We start from the raw sequence: 10,823 nt of genomic DNA, 5'->3' as shown, positions 1-10,823 counted from the left end.
TTATTATCCGTACGAAAATATTTTGAGTAACAAAGGGGATATGTATGCTAGCTCAGGAGATGGGCGTGATTTTGACCAAACACGCCGGGTTAATGACAGCAAAGCGCTGGGTTGAGTTTATCGAACAGTTGGAGCGCAAGGGGTTGTACGTCGTGATTGAGACCGATACCAACGGTCGTGTCATGAGCCCGTTTGGCGGTCTGATGCCGATGCCCTGCAAGACTGATTCGTTCAACCTGTTGAACGCAGAAGAGTTGGAAGCGAGAGGGCTGTCTGTCGGCCATCATGTCCTCGCAAAGTGCAAGGCAAAACCAAGTTAACATTAGCATGCGACAGTCCTTTCCCTGGTAGGGGAGAGGGCTTTTTTTCTGCCTAGGGAGAGGCACTGTTGTTCCGAATTCTGCTTGTCCGAAGGAAAAATGGGCGGCTGCAGCAAGGACGGACAAATGCCTATCTGCATAGGGTATAAGCGTAAGCATGAAAAAAGGGAGGAGACATATGGGACAGCACAATGTACTGCACAGATTGCAGCAGGTACAATTTGCTCTCATCGAGCTGCAGTTTTACCTGGATATGAATCCGGATGATCAGCGTGCCGTGCAACAGTACAATTGTTTATCCGATGAGCTGCACCATCTGAAGCACGAGTACGAAGCAGCGTGCGGCCCGTTGATGCAGTTCGGATTTTCCAACTCTCCCAACCGCTGGGTGTGGACCAGCACCCCCTGGCCGTGGGAAATTGAGTATTAAGGAGAGACACCGATGTGGATTTATGAAAAGAAGCTGGAGATCCCGGTGCGGGTCAGCAAGTGCGACTTGCAAATGGCGAAGTTTTTAATTACGCAGTACGGCGGGCCTGACGGTGAATTGTCAGCCGCGCTTCGCTACTTGAACCAGCGCTACACGATGCCGAACGAACGGGCGAAAGCGCTGTTAACAGATATAGGGACGGAAGAATTGGGCCATTTGGAAGTGATTGCCACCCTTGTTCACAAATTGGTCAAAGGAGCAACCCCTCAAGAGATGCGGGATGCCGGATTGGGCAGCCACTACGCGGACCACGACAGAGCTCTGTTTTACACCGATGCAAGCGGCGTGCCCTGGACGGCCGCGTACATCCAGGCGAAGGGAGATCCGATCGCGGATCTGGCCGAAGACATTGCCGCCGAAGAAAAAGCCCGCGCTACGTATCAGTGGCTGATCAACTTGACGGATGATCCGGATGTCATCGAGGTATTGAAGTTTCTCCGCGAGCGGGAGATTGTCCACTCCCAGCGTTTTCGCGAGGCGCTGTTCATTGTAGAGGAGCAGTACAATACCCGCAAATACTTCTAGGGAAGGAGGGAGCAAGCGATGAATTACTTTGGCAACGACGATATGTACCCGCAGGTTGAGCCGTTTCGGGCGGGAGGCTATCCGCCGATACACCTGCCTCCGGTCAAACCGTATCCGCCCGATCCGTACATTGATCAGTTCCCGCTGCCAGAGGCGCTGTGTGCGGGGACATTGTTCCGTTGGCTGTACGACCCTTACGACAGATGCTAGGAAAGGGTATGACAAACAGCGGCGGCGCGGCCGAAAGCAACACATTCCAACAAAACCGAAGAGAATATTCAGATTATTTTGCTCAAATGCCTTGTCGACCAAAAAATGAAGTGGTATATTTGGCTTGAACCTTTGATACATTTAACATTGTGACAGTCAAAAACGCCGGGGTCAAACACGCGATTGGCTTGAACTTCTGGAGTTAACCCACCGTAAAGAAATAATTGCCGGGCGGTGGGTTTTGCATTTGTCGGGTCAGTCAGTAAGATTATGGGCAAGGAGAGGGACGAATGGACTGGATAAAGCTTTGGCGCATGTTCTATCTATTGAATATCTGCTTTTTTATCACCAGTTTGTATCTGATCGTAACATACGCTTTTTTGGGAAAAACCGATATGGTAGCGCGTATTTCGATGTTAGCCGCACTCAATCTGCTGGCCTGGCTGGCGGTAAGGCCAAAACGGTGACCTTTTGCCCCGGTTCGCTTCTCTTAATAAAAATACAAAATGCTCGTATACGGAATGTGGTACAATGTCCCATTTATTCCCAAACCAATGTGATCGAAAAAGACTCCGTCCAGGGTCCCTGTCAAGGTGTCTTTTGAGGTGGCAACCGTGATCACTTTTCCTTCATGCTGATGCAGGTGCATGACAAACGACCGCACATTTTCTTGGTTTTGTCAATTTTGAGCGAAATCCCGGACTTGTTCTGCTTGTGAAACAATCCGGTAGTGACAGGGATTGTAATACCGATGCCTGTTCGCCATAAGAAAGCCTCCTTCGGTTTGGGTTACAGTTTCCATGTATGTTTCATTCCGGAAAAAGGGATTTGGCGAGCACCTATATGATTCCGTGACATGACAAAACCGCTCTGCTGCATAATGGACTGCACCTCCCACTGTCGGATGTGTCTCACAACGGGGTGCAGATCAGGCAACAGAGCGGTTTTTTTGTACAGGCTTACAGCTTGCTCATCTCTTCGTGCAGTTCTTTGTACATCAGCGCTTCCGAGCGGGCAATTTGGCAGCCTGTCTGATACATCACTTGCAGGTCGGCAGGGTCTGAGAAGCGGACGAGGATGTCCTTGCAGAGCTGGTAGTGGCGCGGTTCATGCTCGTCGGCGTGAGCTTCCCAAAACAGGACGTTCAGCGGGCGGATGCGGTTGTAGGCGGGATGCAGCAGCCCGCGGCCGATCGAACCCATTACGCCGCCGGCGAACAGTTCGGAACCCAATCCTACCGCAGCCATCGCCTCAAGCGGTGTGGCATGGTAAAAGAAGCGGATAAACGTCTCAATCGCTTTTTCCACAGCGGGCGATATCGCCTCCGGGGGGATCCCGTTTTCGTCCAGGGGAACTTCCGGGTCTACCGACAGCAAAAAGGTCTGGTACAATTTTTCATGAGATTTGTTGGGAAGTCCGCGGCCGGCTTCGTCCCACAGATTGTCCGCCAGCGGCACCCACCAGGTGTCGATCGGCGCCATAGCCGAGACCGCCGCCCCCAGCACCCGCGGAAAATGGCGGCTGTAATAATGATACTGGATGGCAAAATGGCGAAGCTGCCGCATGCTGTACACTCCGGCATGCAGGCTCGTAAAGAAATCGGATTGGTAAAACTCCTCTTCTACAACGGTATTGATGGCATCCTCTACCTGTTCGTATCGCGTGAAGGCAAAGGTGCCCGGCTGGTTGTCAGACACGTTAATTCCCCTCCATGAATGGCTATTGGTTCTGTTAGTTATTCTAGAAGACCTCGCGGTGAAGTCAACCACCGCTTTTCTATTTATAAGGGTTTTTTGTTGGTTTATACATCACATTTCCCCCAAGACAAAATAGGGCTAATTTTTCGAAAAATGTACTCAGTTCATTTTTATTGACTCGGCTTTCCAGAATGAATATACTAGCAGGGGAGTTAGGTGTCAGGTATTTTTAAACTTATATATTTGATAAAGAGGAAAACGTTTACCTGTAAGAGGTGAAAAGGGAGGATTTACCGTGGCAGAACATCAGTACGATGTTGTGGTTGTAGGAGGCGGTCTGGCCGGCCTGTCTGCAGCGGCCTATTTGGCTCACAGCGGAAAAAAAGTGGCAGTCGTGGAACGGGGGGCCTTAGGCGGCCGTGCTGTTACTTTGACAATAAAGGGTTTTCATTTCAACTTTGGCGCTCATGCCATTTACGGACGGGACTCGTCTGTCCTGACGCGGCTGGAAAGAGAACTGGGACTGAAGATCGACTGGCAGGATTTCAGCCCGACCAAGGCCAAGTACGACCTGGGCCAGGAATTGACCGACATGCCTGCCAACATCCAGGGGCTGTTCCGGACGAAAGTGCTGAAAGGCGTAGAAAAGGTGAAGTTCACGTTTGAGATTTTGAAGACGATGTTGAAAGTGGAAACCGGACATCCCCATCTTTCGATCGGAAAATGGCTGGAGAAAAAACACGTGAGCGAAGAGGTAAAAGACATGATGCTCACGCTGGCCTGCTCCAACTTCTTCACGCGGGAACCGGAAAAAATCCCTTCTGACGTGTTTTTTTCCTACTACCGCCGCTTGTTTACGACAAGCAAGCCGGTCTCCTACATCGGCGGCGGCTGGCAGGCGCTGATTGACGAGTTTTCCCGCGTCATCGAGCAGAACAACGGCACAATCCTGCGGAAGACGAAGGTGGAGGGCGTTACGGTTGCCGACGACCGCGTCACGTCGATCGAGACGCCGGAGGGCTCCATTTCCGGCTCGGAATTTATTTTCTGCATTCCGCCGAAAGAGCTGGTCAAGGTCTTTCAGGGAACCAAGGTGGAGCATGCCGTCCAACAGTATGCGCAGTACGAGCCGACCTACGTGCTGGTCTACGATGTCGGCTTGAAAAACCGGATCGAGGTTCCTTATACCTACATTAATGACAAGGCCAGCCACATCTTTATAACGGACATCTCTTATTACGATAAAACCTGCGTGCCGGAAAACGGCCAATTGCTGCAGGCGATCGCCTACCTGACGCAGGAGGACCTCAAGAACAAGGAGACGATCGAGGCCTACAAGCAAAAAATTGAAGTTCTGTACGACAAGCATTTCCCCGGTTGGCGGGAAGAGTTGGTCGTACCCCGCATCTCACAGCGCGCTATCGTTCAGGAGATCAAGTGGCTGATGAACCAGCATCCGATGCCGGTCTACTTCTCGGATTACCGGAACCTGTTCTTTGCCGGGGATTGGTGCGAGGGACAGGGACAGCTTTCCGAGCTGTCGTTCTCCAGTGCCGTCAAGGCATGTGAGCTGGTACTGCAGAAAAGCGAATAAGAAACAAGGAGACGGGCTTCTCCTTGGCGAACAAGAGAAAGGGCACCCTGCTGGCGCCCTTTTTTCATACAGGTTACCTGGTCGTGTCGGCGTTGGCTCCGGCACTGGCTGTGCCTTGCAGCAGGGTCGTCAAGCTGTTTAGGCTTGCTTCGATTTTTTGCAGTTCGCCCTGCAGTTCATCTGGGGCATTTACATAATCTTGCAGGCGCTTTCCCGATTCTTCGATTTCCATTCCGATGCGCTGGATGAGTTGGACGTCAAAAGCCACGGGGAGATCCCTCCTTTTTATCAGATATCGTTTCCCCGAAAGGATATTTTCAGCCAAAAACAGGTGAAGGGATTGAAGCATAATGACGGTCAAGGCGGTATTGTTTGATTTTGACGGGACGCTGGCTGACACGCTGCCGGTGATCTACCTGGCATTTCAAGGAGTGTTTCGCGAGTATGAGCAGCGGGAGGTCATTCCGGAAGAAATCGTAAGGATGTTTGGGCCGCCGGAAGCGGGAGTGCTGGAGCGGCAGATCAAGAAGGCTGCCAACGTACACCCGGCGATCGAACGGTTCTACCAGTTGTATGCGGAGAACCACCGCGAACAGGTGAGGGCTTCCGGGGAGATCAACCGCATGCTCCAATACCTGAAGGATCAAGGGGTCCGCCTGGGAGTGGTCACCGGAAAGGGCAGGCGAAGCGCCGATATTTCGCTGCGGCTGCTGGAGATGGACAGCTATTTTGACATCGTCGTCACCGGCGATGACGTGGTCCGCCCCAAACCCCACCCGGAAGGAATTCACAGCGTACTGGCAAGGTTGGAGGTGCCGCCGGAAGCGGCCTTATTCGTCGGAGACAGCAACGCGGACATCCAGGCGGGCAAAGCGGCAGGCATGCGAACGGTAGGTGTCAAGTGGTTTGAAGAAACCCAGACGGATTGTTTTTCCCCAAAACCCGATTACCTGTTCGAAACCGTGACCGATTTCCGGCAATTTTTGGCGAAGTCGCTGACGGACTGATTTGGAACGGAAGATTCACAGGGAACCACCGGTTGAGAGAGCCTCCACTGGTGGTTTTTTATGCAGATCTCCGAGGCGGCCAGCCGGGCAGGATGTGTATGGGAGGCGGCAAGAAGACTCATAATACTTCCAGACTAATCTTCGAAGGATGGATCCGCATGTTGCGTACGCTTCTCGTGCTGGCTGTGCTGCTTGGCGTTTGGGATTGTAACAGTGCCGGGGCGGCGGGATTCGTGACCCCGCCTGTCGATATAATGATCGACGCCGGACATGGCGGCATCGATGGAGGATCATCGCATGGTGATCTTCTGGAAAAGCACATCAATCTGCAGGTGGCGAAAGAGCTGTACAGGCAGCTGAGCAAATTCGGCTACCGCGTCATCCTGAACCGAACGGGCGACTATGCGCTCAGCGACGAAAACAAATGGCTTCGCAATCCTTCCCGGCACCTGCGTGATTTAGCCCAGCGCAAGCACCTGGCTGTGGAATTGCCGCCGCAAATCCTGATCAGCTTGCACATGAACTGGTCCGCTCAAGCGACCAGACGCGGCTCCATCGTTTTATACCAAAAAAACAACCAGAGCTACATGCTGGCCAGCATCCTGCAGCATTCACTCAACCAGTTCAACAATACCAGCACAGCACCGGTCAAGGGTGCAAGCTATTATTTGCTCAAACACGACGTCTGCCCGACGGTGATCGTCGAAATGGGCTATATCAGCAACGCACGGGACAGGGCGCGCTTGACCAGCCCCGAAGGACAGAGCCAATTGGCCCGGGTGGTGTGCGAAGCCGTCAATGAATACCTTCTGCTCACCGGGCGGCTGAATGCACCCAAGCCGGCCAAGGATTCGTGGTTCAAGCTGTGGAAGCGGTGGTGGCGAAAAGGCTAGCTGCTCTACTTTCATTCCAAGCGGCAATCGTGTATCTTTGATGCTAGACGCGCTTGTTGAAAAGGGGAGGAATCATGGCCAAAATAGCTTTGCCCGATTATTTTAGCGACAGCCTCGGCCACAATTTGCATCGAATTGGCCAGCTAATGCGGGAAGAGACCAGCAAAGCGCTGAAACGCTTTGGCGTCACCCCGGAACAGTGGGAGCTGCTGATCGTCCTGTCCCATACAGAAGGATTGACACCGACAGAATTGGGCGAGTACAGCCTGCGGGACAAGACGACCATCTCACGCATGCTGCCCGCTCTGCTGCGCAAGGGAATGATCGAGAAAAAACAACATCCTCGCGATGCCCGCAGCTATGTCGTAACAGTCAGCGAAGCGCACCGGCAGAAACTAGGCGAGATGCTGTGGGCGGTGAAGGAGCACTTTGAGCAGCAGGTGTTTGTACACCTGAGCCAGAGCGAGTACGATAGCATGCTGGGCTTGATCGGCAAATTGCGGAGGGAACTGGGCGATTTGTAGCGAGAAGAGAGACTGGGCGGTTTTTTAGTTGCATATACAACTAAACTTGCGATAAAGTTGTATATACAACAAAATGGTGGTGAGGATTCATGATTCTGACTGTCCGAAAAAATGACGGCCCGGGATGGTTGATGATCGCTGAGGTGATCGAGGACAACAGGTACAAGATCGTCCGCGACATTTGTGCCAAAGAGCCGCAGTACGAGGTGATTCTCCGGTTTTTGCACTCGCTTCCCGCCCGTTTAAAGCAGATTGAAGGGACGGAAGTCGAGTGGAACGATGCCCCCAAAAAGCGGAATGCCAAACGTGCCGCCCAGGAAGCCAAGCGGGAAATGGACCGCGCGGGCGGGCAGCGAATGTCTGGCAAAGCGTTTCAGATGAAAGCAGCGGAACTGGAAAAGGCTGCTGCCGTCGTCAGAGAAACCCTGGATGTCACGATCTGGGTGAAGCCAGGCAAACCGCGGACGGTGTTTCACGGCGAGCGGTACAAAGGGATGGATGTGCTCGAGGTGTGCACGCCGCTTTCCGACAAGAGAGCGAATGAAGAGGTCATCAACGCGTTCAAAAAGCGTTACGGCGTGTACGAAAGCGACATCGAACTGACAGAAGGGTATGCAAGCCAGAAAAAAAGGTTTACAATTACCTTGCGCAAAGCAGTTCAAACGAGCTTGGCGCATAAATAGTCTTAGGTGCATCCGATGAAGGTAACCGGCTTTAACCACGTTACGATACGCGTGTCGGATTTGGCGCTCTCTCTCGCTTTTTACGAAGGCGTGCTGCAGATGAAGCTGGTCCATCGCGGCAGGCAGGACGCCTACCTCGACTGGGGGGGGCCTGGGTCTGCCTCGTACAGCGGCCGGCAGCAGGTCCGCAGTCGAGTTTGGTTCCGGGCGTGGATCACGTGGCCTTTTCGATCGAAGAAGCGGATTTTGACAGCGCAGTAGAACAGCTCGTCTCAGCCGGCGTCACGGTTGTGCGCGGCCCGGTGGAGCGGGGCCTGGGGCGCGCGATTAACTTTTTGGACCCGGATGGAACACAGCTGGAGCTGTACACAAGCAGCCTGCAGCGCCGTATGACGGTCTGGAAGTAGTGGGGTGTGATGAGTGAATCAGAACGATTTGGTGTATTTTCGCGACAACTTCTTTTCTGCAGGCGAGACCGATATTCTGAATGAACAGGAAGAGAAGATTGGCTGGCTTGACCTGAAAAGCATGTTCACCGCCAGTCTTGACGTCTACGATCAGAGCGGCAGGTGTCTTCACAGCGGACGGTTTCAATTTTTCGGCGGCTGGGTGATAACAGATGGCGAAGGTTCCGAACGCTTCGACCAGCGTCTTTCCATCTCCGAGCTGATCGCTGTGGTCATGGGTGTGAGTGCAATAGAGAAGCGCAGGCAAAACAGCACGGCGACGTAACGATAAACTACCGCATACTCCGTGCAAACAGGTAAAAACTATAGCAAGCTTGCCAACCAGGTAACACCTGGTTTTTCTTTCGTTTAGAAAGTGTTAAGTTTGTGTAAAGAATCGGCGAAAAAAATTTACGTTCTTCCTGCTTTTTCGCTATAATCGTAGAGGTGTTATTATCCTAAAGGAGTGACAAATCGTTCTATGATTAAATCACGGAATAAATCCTTTTTTACCTTACTAGAGGAACTGGCAGCAGTCGTTCATAAGGGGACTCACCTTTTCTTTGAAATGCTGGGAAATTATCAGGATATTGAAGCGAAGGTGAAAGAGATCAAGAGCGCAGAGAATGAAGGGGATGAGATTGTTCGCCGGATTATGAACGAATTGAACTCCACTTTCATCACTCCTTTGGAGCGGGAAGATATACACTCGCTGGCCCACACGCTTGACGACATGATCGATTATATAGACGGGGTAGCCGATCGGATGTTTCTGTACCAGTTGAAGCAGCCCGAGCCACGGGTGGTGGCCCAGGCCAACATCCTGGTGCACTGTTCCGCCAAGTTGATTGACTTGATTCGCACCCTCCGCAAGCTGGACCACGCGACAGTCTCCAATATCGCGCGGGAGATTAAAGATCTGGAGCACGAGTCGGACGCGAACTACCGCAAGATGGTCTCTGAGCTGTTGAACAATCCAGACACGCATCCGATCGAGGCGATCAAATGGAAAGAGATCTACGATAAACTGGAAGACTGTGCGGACTTCGCTGAAGACGTGTCCAACCTGGTGGAAGGGATCGTGCTGAAGAATGCTTAATCAGGTCACGCCGGATGTGATTCTGCTCATCCTGGTCATTGTATTGGCGCTTAGCTTTGACTTTATCAACGGGTTTCACGACACAGCCAATTCAATTGCCACCTCTGTCTCAACCCGGGCGCTCAGCCCCCGTACGGCGATTATTCTGGCGTCGCTGTTCAACCTGGTCGGCGCCCTGTCCTATACAGGTGTCGCCAAAACCATCGGAAAGGACATTGCCGATCCGTTTCAGCTGGAAAACGGCCTGGTCGTGATTCTGGCGGCTCTGACCTCTGCGATTTTGTGGAACTTGATCACCTGGTGGTTTGGCATACCCAGCTCTTCTTCCCATGCGATCATCGGCGGCATTACCGGTGCGACGATCGGAGCGGCGGGATTTGGAGCCGTTAATTTTAAAGGATTTCTCAGCATTGTGGAAGCGTTGATCTTCTCGCCCGTCGGGGCATTCTTTGTCGGATTTCTCATGATCAAACTGATCTCTGCCCTGGTAGCCAATACCGCCTACCACAAGACAAACCGCAGATTCCGCTATCTGCAAATTCTCTCGGCATCCTGGCAGTCCTTTAGCCACGGGGCCAACGATGCTCAAAAAACGATGGGTGTCATCACCTTTGCGCTCGTTACCGGCGGTTTTTTGCACACGCCGGGCGGCGAGTTCGTCATCCCGTTGTGGGTCAAGATTTCTGCGGCTTTGGCCATGGCCCTTGGCACCTCGATCGGAGGATGGCGGATTATCAAGACAGTCGGGGGCAAGATTATGAAAATCAAACCGATCACCGGCTTCTCCGCCGACTTGTCTTCCGCATTGATCATTACGATTTTTACAGCCCTGCACCTTCCCGTCAGCACGACGCACGTGATCTCCTCCGCGATTATGGGTGTTGGCGCTTCGCAAAAATTTTCTGCAGTGAAGTGGGGCGTAGCCGGCCGGATCATCTTTACCTGGATCGTTACCCTGCCGGTGTCCGCATTGCTGGCGGCCGCCTGCTACGTCGTGTACGACGTCTTTTTGTAGCAGCAGCGTCCGGCTGCCGTCTATCTTAAGGCATGGTGCCGGTCAGGCGCTGCCACCAGGTCGGCTGGGGTTTGATTTCGACCAGCCGAATCGCGGAGAACGGTACAAACGCAAGCGTCAGGTCGTCCCGTTCGATCAACAGCCCGGACGCACCGTGGTCCCGCAGCAGCCCTGTTTCCTCCTGGGAAGTGCCGGGGGAAGCAGGGGACGGTGCAAAACGGATGACAATTCGCCGGTCAAGGTATTCATCCAAGACGTCTGCTTCCATGTCTCCACCTCCTTTTTTCTCCTAGGATTGCCGCAAAAATACATATTCAGAC

At 52.8% G+C, this 10,823-nt stretch carries 17 protein-coding genes and 1 pseudogene; 14 read left to right on the top strand and 4 right to left on the bottom strand.

The features are described from left to right. Positions 1-44: 44 nt before the first annotated feature. From HGBM_RS07820 to HGBM_RS30280, 5 genes are all read left to right on the top strand, one after another. Entirely contained in the window at positions 45-320 is a 276-nt protein-coding gene (locus HGBM_RS07820; protein ID WP_019120537.1) for a hypothetical protein, read from the top strand. A 178-nt stretch (positions 321-498) separates the two neighbouring features. Next, positions 499-750, top strand: a complete 252-nt coding sequence (locus tag HGBM_RS07815; protein WP_019120536.1) for a spore coat protein CotJB — start codon at positions 499-501, stop codon at positions 748-750. Between the two features lie 12 nt (positions 751-762). After that, positions 763-1,335 carry a manganese catalase family protein gene (locus HGBM_RS07810; protein ID WP_019120535.1) on the top strand — a complete coding sequence of 191 codons (573 nt, stop codon included), beginning with the start codon at positions 763-765 and terminating at the stop codon, positions 1,333-1,335. 18 nt (positions 1,336-1,353) lie between these two features. Beyond that, on the top strand, positions 1,354-1,545 hold the full coding sequence (locus HGBM_RS07805; RefSeq protein WP_019120534.1) for a spore coat associated protein CotJA: 192 nt from the start codon (positions 1,354-1,356) through the stop codon (positions 1,543-1,545). A gap of 290 nt (positions 1,546-1,835) precedes the next feature. After that, positions 1,836-2,012, top strand: a complete 177-nt coding sequence (locus tag HGBM_RS30280; protein WP_019120533.1) for a hypothetical protein — start codon at positions 1,836-1,838, stop codon at positions 2,010-2,012. 23 nt (positions 2,013-2,035) lie between these two features. On the opposite strand, the gene HGBM_RS32440 is transcribed toward HGBM_RS30280, so the two are convergent. Together HGBM_RS32440 and HGBM_RS07790 are read right to left on the bottom strand one after the other, a co-directional pair. Beyond that, positions 2,036-2,194, bottom strand: a complete 159-nt coding sequence (locus tag HGBM_RS32440) for a DUF2642 domain-containing protein (RefSeq protein ID WP_019120532.1) — start codon at positions 2,192-2,194, stop codon at positions 2,036-2,038. A gap of 310 nt (positions 2,195-2,504) precedes the next feature. Beyond that, positions 2,505-3,242: an iron-containing redox enzyme family protein gene (locus HGBM_RS07790; protein WP_019120531.1), complete on the bottom strand. Its 738-nt coding sequence runs from the start codon at positions 3,240-3,242 to the stop codon at positions 2,505-2,507. Positions 3,243-3,537: 295 nt separating this feature from the next. On the opposite strand from HGBM_RS07790, the gene HGBM_RS07785 reads away from it, so the two are divergent. After that, positions 3,538-4,836: a phytoene desaturase family protein gene (locus HGBM_RS07785; protein WP_019120530.1), complete on the top strand. Its 1,299-nt coding sequence runs from the start codon at positions 3,538-3,540 to the stop codon at positions 4,834-4,836. Positions 4,837-4,909: 73 nt separating this feature from the next. Here HGBM_RS07785 and HGBM_RS07780 read toward each other — a convergent pair whose 3' ends face one another. Further along, positions 4,910-5,104 carry a hypothetical protein gene (locus tag HGBM_RS07780; protein WP_019120529.1) on the bottom strand — a complete coding sequence of 65 codons (195 nt, stop codon included), beginning with the start codon at positions 5,102-5,104 and terminating at the stop codon, positions 4,910-4,912. A gap of 82 nt (positions 5,105-5,186) precedes the next feature. Here HGBM_RS07780 and HGBM_RS07775 point away from each other — a divergent pair, with 82 nt between their 5' ends. The 8 genes and pseudogenes from HGBM_RS07775 (at position 5,187) to HGBM_RS07740 (ending at position 10,503) form a co-directional block, all read left to right on the top strand. Further along, complete coding sequence (locus HGBM_RS07775; RefSeq protein WP_019120528.1) at positions 5,187-5,843, top strand: HAD family hydrolase; 657 nt, start codon at positions 5,187-5,189, stop codon at positions 5,841-5,843. Between the two features lie 158 nt (positions 5,844-6,001). After that, the gene (locus HGBM_RS07770; RefSeq protein ID WP_019120527.1) at positions 6,002-6,736 is read left to right on the top strand and encodes an N-acetylmuramoyl-L-alanine amidase family protein; all 735 of its coding nucleotides are present in this window, start codon (positions 6,002-6,004) and stop codon (positions 6,734-6,736) included. Between the two features lie 74 nt (positions 6,737-6,810). Then, positions 6,811-7,260 carry a MarR family winged helix-turn-helix transcriptional regulator gene (locus HGBM_RS07765; RefSeq protein WP_019120526.1) on the top strand — a complete coding sequence of 150 codons (450 nt, stop codon included), beginning with the start codon at positions 6,811-6,813 and terminating at the stop codon, positions 7,258-7,260. Positions 7,261-7,349: 89 nt separating this feature from the next. After that, positions 7,350-7,943: a DUF167 family protein gene (locus HGBM_RS07760; RefSeq protein WP_019120525.1), complete on the top strand. Its 594-nt coding sequence runs from the start codon at positions 7,350-7,352 to the stop codon at positions 7,941-7,943. A gap of 15 nt (positions 7,944-7,958) precedes the next feature. Further along, positions 7,959-8,350, top strand: a pseudogene (locus HGBM_RS30275) (VOC family protein). Positions 8,351-8,363: 13 nt separating this feature from the next. Next, the gene (locus tag HGBM_RS26965) at positions 8,364-8,675 is read left to right on the top strand and encodes a hypothetical protein (RefSeq protein WP_019120523.1); all 312 of its coding nucleotides are present in this window, start codon (positions 8,364-8,366) and stop codon (positions 8,673-8,675) included. A gap of 195 nt (positions 8,676-8,870) precedes the next feature. Continuing rightward, positions 8,871-9,488 carry a DUF47 domain-containing protein gene (locus tag HGBM_RS07745; RefSeq protein WP_019120522.1) on the top strand — a complete coding sequence of 206 codons (618 nt, stop codon included), beginning with the start codon at positions 8,871-8,873 and terminating at the stop codon, positions 9,486-9,488. Further along, positions 9,481-10,503, top strand: coding sequence for an inorganic phosphate transporter (locus HGBM_RS07740; RefSeq protein ID WP_019120521.1), 1,023 nt, complete (start codon positions 9,481-9,483; stop codon positions 10,501-10,503). Before HGBM_RS07745 ends, HGBM_RS07740 begins: the two co-directional genes overlap by 8 nt. Positions 10,504-10,528: 25 nt before the next feature. Here HGBM_RS07740 and HGBM_RS07735 read toward each other — a convergent pair whose 3' ends face one another. Then, on the bottom strand, positions 10,529-10,771 hold the full coding sequence (locus HGBM_RS07735) for a hypothetical protein (RefSeq protein ID WP_019120520.1): 243 nt from the start codon (positions 10,769-10,771) through the stop codon (positions 10,529-10,531). Positions 10,772-10,823: the final 52 nt, after the last annotated feature.

The sequence above is a fragment of the Brevibacillus massiliensis genome (assembly GCF_000311785.1).
GTDB classification, from domain to species: Bacteria; Bacillota; Bacilli; order Brevibacillales; family Brevibacillaceae; genus Brevibacillus_C; species Brevibacillus_C massiliensis.
The sequence above is the reverse complement of the archived record's forward strand: the minus strand, read 5'-3'. Positions and strand labels throughout refer to the sequence as shown.